Below are 15,273 nucleotides of genomic sequence, written 5' to 3' on the forward strand. Positions count from 1 at the left end.
AGCGCTTCTATTCCGCTGGCGCCATCGGGTTGGCGTCATGGTGACGGCCTGCCAGCATTTCCCGCCATGTCAGAGCGTTCTTTGTCAGGAACGCCCAGCGCAAGAAGGCACCGACATCAGCCCCAACCCCGAGCATCGCCGGAACAAGGAACAGGACCAGAAGCGTTGCTGCGCCGAGACCTGAAACGATGGTGACGGCCATGGGGATAAGGAACTGGGCAACAAGGCTCTGCTCAAAGATCAGTGGCAATAGGCCCCCTATGGTGGTGAGGGAGGTGAGGATCACAGCGCGGAGACGATCACGCGAGGCGCCAATGGCCGCTTCGCGCAGCCCCTGCCCTTCGGCCAGTCGCTCGTTCATCCGCGCGATCAGCACAATCGAGGCGTTGACCAGAATACCGGCCAGCCCGAGCATGCCCATCATCGATACGACGGTCAGGTTATGGCCCAGGAGGTAGTGGCCCCAGACAGCCCCGGCGACGCCGAAGGGAATGATGACCATGACGGCAAGCGGAGTAAACCAGGACGCAAACATCCATGAGATGATGATGTACATGACCGCCAGCGCGAACATGGCGCCCATGCCGAGATCGGCAAAGGCTGCATTCTGTTCGGCGCGGCGTCCGCCGAACTCATAGCTGATGCCATAGCGACTGGTGATGGCAGGCAAATAGTCGGACTCCAAACGCGCCAGGATTTCGGCATTGTCGACACCTTCGGCCACATTGGCGCGCACAGAGACCGCTGTACGGCCATCCTCGCGAATGATGAAGCGGAAGTTCTGGGATTCCGAGAAGGTAACGATAGAACTGAGCGGCACATAGGCGCCGCTCGGTGCCTTCACCCACATGTCGCGTAAAGCGGCGGATCCGCTCGTGAGATCGTTGCGGACGAGACGCACGGATATTTCTTCTTCATGGGCGGCTATGGTGCCGACATTGCGTCCCTCGAACGCATCGCGCACCTGAGCGCCGAGCGTGGTGAGATCGAACCCGAGCGCGGCACCGCGCGCATTGAGGTTCATGATGAGTTCGGGGCTGCCGTAAAACAGGGTATCGGAGGCGGAATCGACTTCCGGGAAGCCCTCAAGAATATCCTGGAGGTCTTCAGATGCCTGTTTGAGAATTGTCGGGTTGGCCCCGATGAAGCGCACATCGACAGCCGCGCCTTGCGGGCCACCGCGCGATTCCCGAACGCCGATGCTTTCAACGCCGGAGACCGACGGCAAGTTATCGCGCAGCGCCTGTGTGATGGCCGGGGTACGGACCGTGCGCTCTTCGGACGGCGTCAGATAGACATTGAAGTTGGCTTGGCCTTCTTCCAGATCGAGGCTGGCATAGGTTGTGACGAGCAATTGTTCGCCATTTGGTGCCAGTTCGGCTTCGGTGTCGTTCACCGCCGCCTCAATGTCCAGAATAATATTGGCCATTTCTTCCTGCGGGGTGCCTGCCTGAAAGCGCGCAATGACGTTAAAACTTTCCGCTTCCGCCGTTGGGAAGAAATCGAACCGGAGCTGGCCGGACATATAGATGCCAGCAGCGCCCATGGTGAATGCCAGCGCTATGGCAATCGTGAGATAGCGCCATGAATAGGACCATTGGGCGAGCGTGCCGAACATACGGTCCCGGAAGAAATCAAAGCCTGCATCAAAGCGGCGTCGGAAAGGACCGGGGCGCTTGCGTTGTTTTGGCAGCGCATGGGAGAGGTGCCCCGGCAGAATGAAAAAACTCTCCAGAAGGCTGGCGGCCAGTACGGCGATCACGACAACCGGCAATGTCGCCATGATCTGCCCGACCACATCGCCCACCAGCCAGATCGGCGCGAAAGCCGCCATTGTGGTCAGCGCGGCCGCAACAATGGGGGCGGCCATGCGCCCTGCCGCCTGAATGGCCGCCTCGGATCGCGATAGCCCTTGTTGATAGAGCGTCGAAGTGTGTTCGCCCACAACGATGGCGTCGTCCACAATAATGCCGAGGACCATCATGAGCGCGAACATGGAAATCATGTCGATGGTCAGGCCCATGACGTAGATCGCGCCAAGCGTACCGGCAATGGCAACCGGTATGCCCACGGCAACCCAGATCGCCACGCGCCCGTCGAGAAACACGAACAGCACGATCAAGACGAGGATCAGGCCCGCAAGCCCGTTATCGACGAGCAAGGCAAGGCGCTGATTGACCTGTTCCGCCGCTGCATCGAAAACGACAGCGTTCAGCGATTGCGGCAATGTGGGCTGAAGCTGTTCGACATAAGCCTGCACGGCCTCATAAGTCGTGACGGTATCGGCACTTGCTGAACGCGACACCTGCAGCTTGATCGCCGGTTCGCCCCGCATATAGCCGAGCGGCGTATCGGGATCGAACGTATCGGTGACGGTTGCGATGTCGCCAAAGGTGAGCGTTTGACCTGTGCTCGATGAGAATACCTCGGTCTGCTCGATCTGTCGGACCGACAGTTCGCGCGCTGCGGCGCGGATCTGGGCATCGAAATCGCCTGAAAGCGACCCGGAGGGCTGGTCCGAGAAATTGGGCGAAAGCGCATTGGCAAGGTCGGCCAGCGTCAGCCCCAATTGGCGCAGATGGGCATCGTCAACCACAATGCGCAATTGCCGGTCGCGATAGCCTGTAAACTCCACCCGGTCGACCCCGGCCGCTAACAGCCCATCGCGGATTTCGCGCGCGTATTGGCGAAGGGCTTCCTCCGGGAACGGCCCTGAAATGGCGATAGCGGCAACAGGGTCGAAAAAGCGACGCGCGGAAACCGATGGCGTATCGGCGCTCGAGGGCAGATTGTTGACCGATGCGACAGCTGTTTGCACCTGCCGTTCGGCTGTCTGCATGTCAACGGTACGCTCGAAATTGACCGTGATATTGGCACGGCCCTCCCGCGCAAAGGACTCCATGCCGATGACGCCATCAATCGAGCTTATTGCCGGTTCGACAAGCAGAAGAATATTGCGTTCGACGTCTTCGGCCGATGCCCCGCTCCAGCCGATTGAAATCGTCACCGAGCGTGTTTCGGTATTGGGCATCAACTGCCGGTTGAGATTGTTGACACCCCAGAGCCCGAACAGAACGAACAGGATCATGAACAGGTTCGCGGCATTGCGATGGCGGACAAAAAGCGCGATTAACCCGCGCGAGGCTTCCGGAGATGGGCGCATCAATTGCCTCCTGGCCGCCCACCGCCACCGGGGCCACCCCCCCAGCCACCCGGACCACCCGATTGCGGCTCATCCTCACCCTCCACGCGTACCGCCACGCCATTGCCCGCCTGCGAGATCCGGGAGGTGATGATCCGCTCGCCCTCATCCGGATTTGCCGAGACGATCAATTGCGCATTGTCGCGGGCCAGGATGCGAACGGGCACCGACGCCATGCGATCATCGCGGATGACATAGACATGGTTGTCGTTGTAAACGGCGGTTTCGGGCACGCGCAGCGTGTTTTCGTAGGTGATGCCTTCGATCTTGACCGAGACGAACGTGCCAGGCCGCAGCATTTGGGCGCCCTCGGCATCGAGCCGGGCCAGCAGGGTAACGCCGCCGGTCGCAGCATCGACTTGCGGTGCCGTACGGCTGATGGTGCCGGAAACCGTTATGGGCTCCGGGTCGAGATCCCAAGTGACAGCGAGGGGACGATTGGCAAGACCGGCAGCGACAAGTTCGCCATATTGCCGATCGGAAATCGTGAAATTCACGTCGAGCGCAGCGGTATCATAGAGCCCACCGATCACATCATTTGCGCTGATATAGCCGCCCGGGGTGATCGACTGCTCGGTTACGATGCCGGTGAAAGGCGCTGTAATTTCGGTATTGGCGAGATCGCGTTCGGCCACTTCAACCTGATAACGGGCGCGTTCAATCAGTGCTGTCTGTCGTGTGATCTGGGCGGAAAGCGTGAAAAGGTTGGTCTCGCGCTGGTTGAGTGCCTGACTGCGCTCGGACACGGTCAATGCGCGTGTATCGACGGTTTGCTGGGTGACCGAGCCGCTGGCGAGCAGCGAGCGGGCGCGTTCAAGATCGGTCCGGGCGGTTTCAAGCGCCTCGCTGGCCGCTTCGATATTGCGCTCTTCAAGCGCATGGGCTTGCTCGGCCTCGCGCAGAGCAAGTTCTGCATCGGCCAGATTGGCACGCGCTTCAAGCAAGGCACCTTCATAGGCAAAAGGGTCAATGCGGGCGAGAACATCCCCCGCCTCGACAAGTCCACCAAGCGTGAAATCGGGCGATACTTCCACAACGCGTCCCTGAACCTGCGCACGCAGATCGATCGTACGCGCGGCAGCGATCTGGCCGTAGGTCGAAATGCTGGCGGTGTGGGCGTCATACTCCACATCCTGCACCGTAACGGTGAATGTACGCTCAATGTTCTGACGCGAGGGCGGCGCGGGGCGCTGATTGACCAGCGACCAGACGTAAAGCCCGGTCCCGACAAGAACTGCAATTGCGACAAGAATGCGCGCCAATGCGCTCAGCAGGCCGAAGCGCCGGCGCGGTCGGTCCTCAGTGGTCTGAGGCTGTGAAGGGGGCGTATGATTCAGCGTATAGCTGGAACCGCTCGACTTATCCAAAGGGCCAAATCCTTGCTGCCACATCATATGGCTGGCGTCTGGCCGGAGGTGCGATTATCGCGAGGACGCACGTTTCCGGGACAGACCTGAAAGGCTTATGGGCCCAATGGCCCTTCGCTACAGTTAAACTTAACTGCGTCGGGACAATGGCTCAAATGAACTTTTCGCAAGGGTTGGAAAGGTTTGGGCGCCCGCGCAGGTTTCTTCCCCGTTTTCCGGGCGCCCACAAACGATCAGAACTGATTTGGATTGAAGGTATATTGACTCGAGCAGAACTCGCACACGACCTCAATTTCTCCATCGACCACCATGTCCGCGCGTTCTTCCGCGGAAAAGCCAAGGATCATGGCTTCAACCCGTTCGGGTGAACAGGTGCAGCGCTCCGTAAGACTCTGAGGTTCGAAAACCCGTACGCCGGTTTCGTGATAGAGCCGGAACAACAGGCGTTCGGAAGAAAGGGCGGGATCGGCCAGTTCTGCGTCGGTAAGCGTATCGAGCAGAGCCTTGGCTTCGGTCCAGCCATCGTTTTCGACAAAATCGGGATCGGCTGTCGCATCGTTCTCATAATCGCCATCGCCGGGCAGATCGGGCATCTGGGCGATACCGCTTTCCGGCAGATGCTGAAGCAGAACGCCGCCGGCACGCCAGCTTGAGCCAGGCTTGCCGCGTTCGGAAAATTCGGCAACGGTGAGGCGTACGCGGGTCGGAATCTGCTCGGACTGCATGAAATAGGTATGGGCGACTTCTTCCAGCCCCTCCCCTTCGAGCGCTACGATGCCTTGATAGCGGTCCATATGGACACCCTGATCCACCGTCAGGGCGAGAACACCTTTGCCAAGAAGATCCTGGGGCTTGGTGTGCCCGGCGGCAATTGCCGCATCAAGCGCTTCAGCATCAAAGCGGGCATAGGCGCGCAACCCATCCGGCGTGTCGAAATCGACAACCAGCAGGTTGACCGGACCATCGGTGCGCGATTGCAGGATGAACCGACCCTCAAATTTCAGGCTGGTGCCGATCAGTGCGGCAAGCGTTATCGCTTCGCCAAGAAGGCGCGCCACCGGTTCGGGATAATTGTGGCGGTTGATAATGACATCAAGCGCGGCGCCAAGGCGCACGACGCGCCCGCGGCAATCGAGCCCTTCAAGCGTGAAGGGCACCGCAACATCATCACCGCTTTCGGGCCGGTCGAGCCCGAATTGTTCAAGGGAGCTTTCAGACATTTAGATGCTTTCGATTCCGAAGGCCCAGCACAGAATGGCCTTCTGGACGTGAAGGCGGTTTTCCGCCTCGTCAAACACAACAGATTGCGGCCCGTCGATTACCTGATCGGTGACTTCATCGCCGCGATGGGCAGGAAGGCAGTGCATGAACAGCGCATCGGGTCGCGCGTGAGCCATCAAAGTGGGATTGACCTGATAGGGTTTCAAGATGCGGCGGCGCTCGCCCTCATCGGTGTCCCCCATGGACACCCATGTATCGGTAATTACAAGATCGGCATCCGTCACCGCTTCGACCGCATCGGTACCAAGCGTTACCGCAGCGCCGACTTCGGCGATGTCAGACAAAAGCCCCTGATCGGGCCAGTATTGCTTGGGGCAGGCAATCGCAAGGGTGGAGTCAAAAAGCGCAGTCGCGTGGACCCACGAGGCCAGCACGTTGTTGCTATCACCAACCCAGACGACTTTCTTGCCAGCGAGCGGGCCGCGATGCTCCTCATAGGTCATGATGTCGGCCATCACCTGACAGGGATGTGAGCGGCGGGTCAGCCCGTTGATGACCGGCACGCTGGAGGCGCTGGCAAGATCGAGCAGATCGTCATGGGAAAGGATGCGGATCATGATCGCATCGACATAGCGGCTCATCACGCGCGCGGTATCTTCGATGGTTTCCTCGCGGGCGAGCTGCATTTCCTGGCCGGTGAGCATCAGGGTCTGGCCGCCGAGCTGGCGCATGCCAACATCGAAGGAAACGCGGGTGCGGGTGGATTGGCGCTCAAAGATCATCGCCAGAACCTTGTCTTTGAGCAGTTCGGGGCGCTCGCCGTCCTTGAGGCGCGCCTTGATGTCATGGGCGAGATCGAGAATGGTCCGCAGCGTTTCGTGCGAAAAATCTTTCAAATCCAGAAAATGTCTGGCCTGTCCGGTCATGATGATCGGTCCTGAAACAATGATTTTGGGATACGCTGCCCTTATTGGGCAGCGCTTGACGTCTCGGCCTGATATTCGGCCAAGGCATCGGTGATGATGGTAATGGCTTCGTCGATCTCCGCTTCCGTGACGATCAACGGAGGCAGGAGCCGCAAGACATTGTCGCTTGCTGCAACAGTGAGCAGCTTGTGATCGCGCAGGCGCACCACAAAATCGCGCACGGGCGGCGTGATCTTGACCCCGGCGAGCAGTCCCTTGCCGCGCACTTCGGTCACGAGGTCGGGATATTTCTGCGTCAGTTGCTGCAGTTTCCAGGCCAAGACCTTGCCCATCTCTTCCACATGTTCGATGAAGCCAGGTGAAAGGATGCGGTCCAGTACGGCATTGCCCACCGTACAGGCAAGCGGATTGCCGCCATAGGTGGAGCCATGCGTGCCGGGCACCATGCATTTGGCAACCTCTGCCGTGGCAAGGCAAGCACCGAGCGGAAAGCCACCGCCAATGGCCTTGGCAATCGTCATGATGTCGGGCTTGACGCCTGAAAACTCATGCGCAAAAAGGCGCCCCGTCCGGCCCATGCCACACTGGACTTCATCAAAGATCAAAAGCAGGCCGTGCTTATCACAGAGCGCGCGCAATCCCCTGAGATAGGCATCGGAAAATGCGGTAACGCCCCCCTCGCCTTGCACCGGCTCGATAAGGATCGCTGCCGTCTTGTCATCGATCAGAGCGGCAACAGCATCGAGATCGCCGGGCTGTGTGTGCTTGAAGCCGGGCATGGGGCCGAAGCCTTCGGTATAGGACGGATTGCCGGCGGCTGCGATAGTCGCAATGGTGCGGCCGTGGAACGAGCCGGTAAAGCCGATAATATCGACCCGATCCTTTTCGCCCTTGTCCCAGAAGTAACGGCGCGCTGTCTTGATCGCACATTCGAGCGCCTCGGCGCCCGAATTGGTAAAGAATACAGCATCAGCAAATGTCGCATCGACAAGCCGCTGAGCCAGTCTTTCCTGTTCGGGAATCTGGAAGATATTGGAGACATGCCAGAGCTTGTCGGCCTGCTCTTTAAGCGCATTGACAACATGGGGATCGCCATGGCCCAGAGCATTGACTGCAATACCGGAACTGAAATCGAGATATCGCGTGCCGTCCTCCGTGAACAGTCGCATACCCTCGCCCCGCACAAAGGCGAGTTCGGACCGGGCATACGTGCCATAAAGCGCAGACATGATTGCAATACCTTTTGCAGTTGAAAGAAGCGGGAACCAACCCCAAAACGAAAAGCGTGCCCGGTTGAAACAGGGGCACGCCATACAGTTTGTGCTTATGCGTCGCATGGGCCGAAAAGTCAATCTTTTGCCCCGGCCTCCCGCTTGCTTACCGACGGGGTTCCGCTGACTCAACCGTGCCACATTCTGGAGCTAGAAAAATGCGCGACACGCCAATATGTGCACATCGGGCAACAAAGATGGGCAATTGCGCATCCGTCCAAGTTTAGGTGGGATAAACCGGGGAAAGTTCTTTTCCATATCTTGAAACCATTTCCCGCCACTGTGTAGGATGGCTGTCATTGGGAACACGACATCTCGTGTGGCGGACCCCACCAGCATACGACACATAGTATGTGAACTGCCAACATGTCTTGGCGGTACGTATTCGGACTCTATTTGAACGCAAGTGGTTTTGGAGCTCAAAGCATGACCTGGACAGACGAGCGCGTTGCGCTTTTGAAAAAGCTCTGGATGGAAGGCTTGAGCGCGAGCCAGATCGCAGCGGAATTGAGCGGCGGGGTGACGCGCAATGCCGTTATCGGCAAGGTACACCGGCTGAAACTTTCGGCACGGGCCAAGCCGACAAACGTTGCTCCGCGCGCAAAGGCACCGCGCCCATCGGCGCCGCGCCGTCCGTCTTCGGGCGGCGGCGGCATCAGCAGGACCGCCACCACAAGCGCTACCAACGCCTCCAGCCAGCGCCGCACCACGGCAGCCCCGACCCTTGGCGCGACCGCGCTCAAAATGGACATGGCGCCAGAAATGGAACTGGAAGTTTCGGCCAAAACCGCCGATTTGATCATTCCGGTTGAAGAGCGCGTTTCGCTGCTGCAACTCACAGAGAAGACCTGTAAGTGGCCAATTGGCGATCCGATGAACCCAGACTTCCATTTCTGCGGCCGGCACTCGGACGAAGGCAAGCCTTATTGCGAATTCCATTCGCGTCGCGCCTATCATCAGATCGAGCGCAAGAAGAGATAAATTCACAGGCCGGGGCACAAATTGCGCCCCGAACTTTTTCTCCACGCTTAGGGAACGGGCGCCGCCGAAACGGTCCCTTTTCTTTTGAATGGCAGGGCAGGTTTTGGGCGAGTATCTGAGCCATTTCCTGATTGTATTTGCCGGCGGGGCAATCGGGGGCATTGCGCGACTGCTGATCTCGAACAATGTTGCGGCCCGGTTCGGCCACGCGGCCTATGGCACCTTTGCTGTCAACGTCAGCGGCGCGACGCTTATCGGCATCGGTGCCGGCCTTATCGGTGCTCCAAGCTCCAGCCCGGCGAATTTCTTGTGGCTACTGCTGATTTCAGGAGTCCTGGGTAGCTATACTACCGTTTCCTCGTTTTCGCTTCAGACTCTGCAACTGTTCCACGACAAGCGGACCAGCGCAGCCATGCTCAACATCGTCGGTTCGTTTATGGCATGCATCGGCGCGGCGGCTATCGCGTGGTGCTTGACGCTTATCTTGAGCGGCGGCACGCAATGGTGATCCCGAGAGCGGACATTATTGCAGCAGCCGGACTGGGCAGCGCCTTGGGCGCTGTCGTGCGTTACGGGATCGCCGTTGTGGTTGTCGCTGCCGATCCTGTGGGGTTTCCGTGGGCAACTCTGTTGGCGAACGGATTGGGGTCGCTGCTGATCGGATTTATCGCAGCGGCGGGCGCACCTTATGGACGCTGGCCGCTTTCTGAGCCGATGCGCCATTTTCTCGTAACGGGATTTTGCGGCGGCTTTACCACCTTCTCGATCTTCAGCCTTGAAATGATCTCACTTGCTGCAGGCGGTGCAGCAGGCCTTGCCGCAGGCTATCTTGCCGCCTCGCTCATCATCTGGATGGCCGGGGTCTGGCTTGGCTGGACCCTGGGCGAACGGCTTTAGATCAAGTCCGCTTTTTACAGAAGCGCAAGCTGATTTAAGTCTCTGTCTGGTCGCGTGTCCGAACCGTAAAACCGCCTTCACATTTGCTGGAAACGCTCCCAGCGCTACTTGAATTTTTCGTCGAATGAATAGCCTGCACCACGCACGGTACGGATAGGGTCAGACGAGCGGCCGGGATTGATGGCCTTACGCAGGCGACCGATATGCACATCGACGGTGCGATCATCGACGTAAACGTCCGTGCCCCAGACGCCATCGAGCAATTGCTCGCGGCTATAGACGCGACCAGGATGGCCCATGAGATATTCGAGCAGACGATATTCGGTGGGGCCAAGATGAAGTTCACGTCCTGCACGGCGCACACGATGGGTGGTGCGATCGATCTCGATATCACCGGCTTTCAGCACGGTCGCCACAAGATGTGGATTTGAGCGGCGCAAAAGCGCATTTATACGCGCCAGCAATTCGGGCAGCGAAAAGGGCTTTACCACATAGTCGTCCGCGCCTGTGGCAAGGCCGCGCACACGCTCTTCCTCTTCGCCGCGGGCGGTAAGCATGATGATGGGCACAGTGGCTGTTTCCTCGCGCGCCCGCAGGCGGCGACAGATTTCAATGCCGGATGTGCCGGGCAGCATCCAATCGAGGAGAATGATGTCGGGCCTGCCTTCGGCGATCCTGACGCCGGCTTCTTCGGCATCTTCGGCGGTATCGACCGCAAAACCTTCCGCTTCGAGATTGTAGCGCAGAAGTTCGATCAGATCGGCTTCGTCTTCGACGACAAGAACCCGTGCGTTCATCGTTCAGGCCTAACTCTTGATCTGCTTACGTTTGAGGTCGTCGATATCGGCGGTCATTGTGTTGCCTGTGGCAAGGAAATATGCCTGCTCGGCAATATTGGTGGAGTGATCGCCCACGCGCTCGAGATTCTTGCCACAGAACAAAAGGTGGGTACACATGGTGATGTTGCGCGGGTCTTCCATCATATACGTCAGAAGTTCGCGGAAGAGCGAAACATAAAGTGCATCGACCTCGGTATCGCGCTCGACAACATCGATAGCCACGTCCTTGTCGCGTGCAGCAAAGGCATCAAGCGCATTCTTGACCTGGCGGAGCGCCAGTTCGCCCATATGGCGCAAGCCATTCTTGAACTGGCTGGACATGGCCAGACCCTCAATCTGGGTCGACCGCCGCGCAGTCGATTTGGCCATGTCGCCAATGCGCTCAAGATCGTTGGCAACGTGGATGGAAGCAATGACAAGCCGAAGATCGGCAGCCATGGGCTGGCGGCGCGCGATGATGGAGACGGCCATTTCATCGATCTGGCGCTGCACGGCATCGACCTTTTTGTCGGCGGCAACGGTTGCCCGAGCGAGTTCGTGGTCGGAACGGATGAGGGCGTCGGTGGCGTTGGAGATGGCCTTTTCGACCAGCCCACCCATCTCGGAGATCGAACGGGCGAGTTCGGTCAACTCGTCTTCATAAGATTTGACGGTGTGTTCGCTGGTCTGGGGCACGGCATTATCCTTGGATTCAGGGTCACAGCCCCATATTTTAGACGCAAATTAGTTCGCCCTGCCAACGCTTCTATGACAATCGAATGACACTTGTGTGACAGTGGAAAACCCTGTCAGCCTTGAGAAAAATCAGCGTGGCAGCAGGATTTCCACGCGCGTGCCCTCGCCCAATTTCGATCTGATCGACATCTGGCCATGGTGGCGCGCAACGATGTGCTTGACGATGGCGAGGCCAAGGCCGGTGCCCTTCTTTTTGCGGCTGGAGTCGGCATCGACGCGATAGAAGCGCTCGGTCAGGCGCGGGACGTGTTCCTCGGCAATGCCGGGTCCGTAATCGGTGACGATAATGCCAAGATGATCGCCCGAGCGGCCCATATCGGGCACCAGAGCAATATCGACTTTCTTGCCGCTGCCGCCATATTTGATGGCATTGTCGAGGAGATTTTCCACGACCTCGAACAGTTCCTGACGGTCCCCCACCGCCGACAGGCTTTGCTTGGGCAGTTCGAGATTGAGCACGACCCCGGCTTCGCTGGCGCGGGCCTCAAGCGATTCCGCGACTTCACGCACCAGCAGATCGAGATTGACGCTTTCGGTCGGCTTGACGTGCTGGCGCAGTTCGATACGCGAGAGCGATAGCAGGTCGTCGATCAGGCCGGACATACGCTCGGACTGCGATTTCATAATGCCAAGGAACCGCGCACGAGCCATTTCATCGCGTGCGGCAGGACCTTGCAGCGTCTCGATAAACCCCATCAGCGAGGTCAGTGGCGTGCGCAATTCATGGCTGGCATTGGCGATGAAATCGCCACGCATCTTGTCGATGCGCTTTTGTTCTGTGAGGTCGTAAAGCGTGATGACCAGAAAAAGCGGCGCGGCATCGGGCACCGGCCTGTATGGCACCACCGAGGCGCGATACCAGGTCTCGTTGGGCACGGTGAGGTGCAGTTCGGCTCGCTGGTTCTCGCCGGTCTCAAACGCCTTGTCGATCGCCTCGACGAGTTCGGGATTACGCAGGGTGAAGGCCAGAGGATCGCCTTCGCGAGCGCGGGGAAATTGCATCTGCGCTGCCGGGTTGCAATAGGCGAGCACCGCGCGCTCGTTGATAACGAGGCAGGGTTCGGTCAGCGTATCGGCAAAACGGGTGACGGATGGATCGAGATCGGGATCGGCATCTTTGGCCAGGGTGCCGTCGTCGCTTTTCATGCCGGACCTTGCTGCAATGGTGGTGATGATGGACATGGCTGCGATAATCAGCACGCCTTCCATGACTTCAAGGCGTCCCAAAGCCACAAGCGCGACGGCCAGCACGACAGCAGCCCCGCCCACAAGCATGGGCGGGCTCCATACACCGCGCGGGATGCGTGGTGATTTGCCTGAAAGCGCCGGTTGTGTCTTCATAACCAGAGAATCATCCATCATGGCGAAAGCGCATATCCTGCTCTTATGACACTTCAATGATGAATGTCACAATTGCCCGATGGCTTTTGCCCAAACCGGTCAAGTGCGTGAGTAACCTGCAATGGAAAACTTCGATCTCGAAAATCCCGAACTGCCCAAAGCGATCAAGGGTGCGGCGTTTGGAAGTGGGAACTATCCTTACGACAAGCCGCTCAAGAACAAGGATTACAAGCGGCAGCTTCGGGCGCTGCAGATCGAACTTGTAAAGCTGCAAGCGCATCTTCTGGCGACTAACGAACGGGTTTTAGCACTGTTCGAGGGACGCGATGCCGCCGGCAAGGGCGGCACGATCAAGCGGTTTTTGGAAAATCTCAACCCCCGAAATGCCCGCACGGTAGCGCTCCCCAAGCCTTCGGACCGCGAGGTAACGCAATGGTATTTCCAGCGCTACGTCACGCAGATGCCTGCCGGGGGCGAGATCGCTCTGTTTGACCGCTCCTGGTACAACCGGGCGGTTGTTGAACCGGTGATGGGCTTTTGCACACCGGAACAAACTGCCTCCTTTCTGCGCGAGGCGCCCCCATTTGAGCGCATGATCGCCGAGGAAGGCATTCATATGTTCAAGTTCTGGCTGGAGATCGGGCGGGAAATGCAACTCAAGCGCTTTCACGACCGCAGGCATGACCCGGTCAAGGTCTGGAAGCTCTCGCCGGTCGATATGAAGGCGCTGGGGCTTTGGGACGAATATACAGTAGCGCGCAACCGCATGTTTACCGAGACCGATACGCCGGACACGCCCTGGACGGTGATCCGCGCCAATGACAAGAAGCGCCTGCGTATAGCCGCGATCCAGAGCGTGCTCTGGAGCATCGACTACAAAGACAAGAGCTTTTCGGCCATCGGGGAAATCGATCCGCAGATCGTGATGTCAGCAGAAGGCTTTCTTGCCCGGCACGGATAGGGTAAGGGCTGGCATACAAGATTGCTCAAGGGAGGCAGCGCGACGTGGGCCGGATCGTTTCTATTGGCGAATGTATGGTGGAATTGAGCGGGGGCGAAGGCGGCATGTACCGGCTCGGCTTTGCCGGAGATACACTTAATTCCGCCTACTATCTGAAAGCCCGGCTCGGCGAGAACTGGCAGGTGGATTATTTCACCAGCGTTGGCGACGACCTTTATTCGAGCCAGATGGTCGATCACATCGGCAAATGCGGGATCGGGACCGGCCATATTGCCCGCCTCAAGGGCAAACGCGCCGGTCTTTACATGATCCATCAGGCCGAGGGCGACCGGCATTTCACCTATTGGCGCGACACGTCCGCGGCCAAGACGCTAGCCGATGACCCTGCCCGGCTGGAAACCGCGCTTGACGGTGCGGACGTGATCTATTTTTCGGGCATCACGCTGGCAATCCTTTCCGATGCGGCGCGGCAGACATTACTCGCGGCAATTGGCGACAAACGCGAGCGCGGTGTGAAGGTGTGCTTTGACCCCAATATCCGCCCTGCCCTCTGGGCCAGCAAGGATGCGGTGCGCGCGGCGCTTATGGCAGCCGCCAGGGTTTCAACGATCGTTTTACCCACCCATGAAGATGAGGTGCCCTATTTCGAGGATGCCAATGCCAGGGCGACGCTTGAACGCTATATGGATGCGGGGGTGAGCGAGGTCGTAGTCAAGAACGGTTCGGACCCGGCCCTGATCGGCGCCGACGGTCAATTGTTCGAGGTTTCGGCAAGCAACGTCGAAACGGTCGTCGATGCCACAGGCGCTGGCGACAGCTTTAATGGCGGCTATATCGCCGCGCGGCTTAACGGCGTCGATCCCGAAGCGGCGGGCAAAGCCGGTCATGCGACCGCTGCCATCGTCATCGGCCATCATGGGGCTCTGGTGCCGCGGGACGTGTTGGGCTGATTGGGCCAGCAGACAACCTCAGTAGGCCCGGCCGGAATTGGCCTCCATGTAAGCGATTTCCTCTGGCGTCGACTCCCGGCCCAGCGCCTTGTTGCGGAAGGGAAACCGGCCGAACAGGGCAATCGTTTCGTGATGCGCGAGCGCATAAGGCAGATATTCGTCATTGCCCAGGGCTTTGAAAAGCCTGACGGACTCTTCCTGGATAACGAGCGATTCGGCATGCTGGAACGGCATATAGACAAACAGCCGGTGGTTCACGTCCATCGGCTCATTCAGCCCTTGCGCGATGAGTTCCTGAGCCAGAACCAAAGCCATCTTGTCACAGTCAAAGGCGCGTGCTTGCCCGCGATAGAGCTGACGTGAAATCTGGTCGAGCAGAATGAGTTCGGCAACGCGGCCATCGGGTGTTTGCCGCCATTGCCAAAGCTCGCCCCTTTCAGCTTCTGCATGAATATCGCGCAACTGCTCATGAACCTTGCGGTCGAAATCTTCCGCGCCCATGAACCAGTCTTCAGGACCATGCTCGACGAACCAGAAATCATGAACCTCTTGTGCAGTCTGGGCCATTTCTTTTTCCTTTTG

The 15,273-nt window shown here is 58.7% G+C and carries 14 protein-coding genes; 5 read left to right on the top strand and 9 right to left on the bottom strand.

Translation table 11 applies throughout. From position 1 onward, the window contains the following. Nucleotides 1–7 precede the first annotated feature (7 nt). The 5 genes from EO133_RS03415 to EO133_RS03435 all read right to left on the bottom strand — a co-directional run bounded on the left by EO133_RS03415 (nt 8) and on the right by EO133_RS03435 (nt 7,945). Entirely contained in the window at nt 8–3,163 is a 3,156-nt protein-coding gene (locus EO133_RS03415) for an efflux RND transporter permease subunit (RefSeq protein ID WP_127071275.1), read from the bottom strand. Continuing rightward, nucleotides 3,163–4,569, bottom strand: coding sequence for an efflux RND transporter periplasmic adaptor subunit (locus EO133_RS03420; RefSeq protein WP_164734865.1), 1,407 nt, complete (start codon nt 4,567–4,569; stop codon nt 3,163–3,165). The genes EO133_RS03415 and EO133_RS03420 overlap by 1 nt, the downstream gene beginning before the upstream one ends. A gap of 233 nt (nt 4,570–4,802) precedes the next feature. Continuing rightward, nucleotides 4,803–5,789: an Hsp33 family molecular chaperone gene (locus EO133_RS03425; RefSeq protein ID WP_127071277.1), complete on the bottom strand. Its 987-nt coding sequence runs from the start codon at nt 5,787–5,789 to the stop codon at nt 4,803–4,805. After that, complete coding sequence (gene argF, locus EO133_RS03430) at nt 5,790–6,716, bottom strand: ornithine carbamoyltransferase (protein WP_127071278.1); 927 nt, start codon at nt 6,714–6,716, stop codon at nt 5,790–5,792. 41 nt (nt 6,717–6,757) lie between these two features. After that, a complete protein-coding gene (locus EO133_RS03435) occupies nt 6,758–7,945 on the bottom strand; it encodes an aspartate aminotransferase family protein (protein WP_127071279.1) in 1,188 nt (395 codons plus the stop codon). A 468-nt stretch (nt 7,946–8,413) separates the two neighbouring features. On the opposite strand from EO133_RS03435, the gene EO133_RS03440 reads away from it, so the two are divergent. The 3 genes from EO133_RS03440 (at nt 8,414) to EO133_RS03450 (ending at nt 9,865) form a co-directional block, all read left to right on the top strand. After that, nucleotides 8,414–8,968: a GcrA family cell cycle regulator gene (locus EO133_RS03440; RefSeq protein ID WP_127071280.1), complete on the top strand. Its 555-nt coding sequence runs from the start codon at nt 8,414–8,416 to the stop codon at nt 8,966–8,968. Nucleotides 8,969–9,071: 103 nt separating this feature from the next. Then, the gene (locus tag EO133_RS03445) at nt 9,072–9,476 is read left to right on the top strand and encodes a fluoride efflux transporter FluC (protein ID WP_164734866.1); all 405 of its coding nucleotides are present in this window, start codon (nt 9,072–9,074) and stop codon (nt 9,474–9,476) included. After that, entirely contained in the window at nt 9,470–9,865 is a 396-nt protein-coding gene (locus EO133_RS03450) for a fluoride efflux transporter FluC (protein ID WP_127071282.1), read from the top strand. Before EO133_RS03445 ends, EO133_RS03450 begins: the two co-directional genes overlap by 7 nt. A 104-nt stretch (nt 9,866–9,969) precedes the next feature. Here the strand turns inward: EO133_RS03450 and phoB are convergent, their stop codons facing one another. The 3 genes from phoB to EO133_RS03465 all read right to left on the bottom strand — a co-directional run bounded on the left by phoB (nt 9,970) and on the right by EO133_RS03465 (nt 12,780). Continuing rightward, nucleotides 9,970–10,662, bottom strand: coding sequence for a phosphate regulon transcriptional regulator PhoB (gene phoB, locus EO133_RS03455; RefSeq protein ID WP_127071283.1), 693 nt, complete (start codon nt 10,660–10,662; stop codon nt 9,970–9,972). 9 nt (nt 10,663–10,671) lie between these two features. Then, a complete protein-coding gene (gene phoU / locus EO133_RS03460; protein ID WP_127071284.1) occupies nt 10,672–11,379 on the bottom strand; it encodes a phosphate signaling complex protein PhoU in 708 nt (235 codons plus the stop codon). 129 nt (nt 11,380–11,508) lie between these two features. Next, complete coding sequence (locus EO133_RS03465; RefSeq protein ID WP_127071285.1) at nt 11,509–12,780, bottom strand: sensor histidine kinase; 1,272 nt, start codon at nt 12,778–12,780, stop codon at nt 11,509–11,511. A 121-nt stretch (nt 12,781–12,901) separates the two neighbouring features. Between EO133_RS03465 and ppk2 the strand changes: the two genes are divergently transcribed. After that, nucleotides 12,902–13,741 (top strand): polyphosphate kinase 2, encoded by an 840-nt coding sequence (gene ppk2, locus EO133_RS03470; RefSeq protein WP_127071286.1) that lies wholly within the window; start codon nt 12,902–12,904, stop codon nt 13,739–13,741. A gap of 44 nt (nt 13,742–13,785) precedes the next feature. Continuing rightward, complete coding sequence (locus EO133_RS03475) at nt 13,786–14,691, top strand: sugar kinase (RefSeq protein ID WP_244640897.1); 906 nt, start codon at nt 13,786–13,788, stop codon at nt 14,689–14,691. Between the two features lie 18 nt (nt 14,692–14,709). Here the strand turns inward: EO133_RS03475 and EO133_RS03480 are convergent, their stop codons facing one another. Next, on the bottom strand, nt 14,710–15,258 hold the full coding sequence (locus tag EO133_RS03480; RefSeq protein ID WP_127071287.1) for a DUF924 family protein: 549 nt from the start codon (nt 15,256–15,258) through the stop codon (nt 14,710–14,712). Nucleotides 15,259–15,273: the final 15 nt, after the last annotated feature.

Origin of the sequence: Pelagibacterium lentulum (assembly GCF_003992625.1) — a bacterium.
Lineage (GTDB): Bacteria > Pseudomonadota > Alphaproteobacteria > Rhizobiales > Devosiaceae > Pelagibacterium > Pelagibacterium lentulum.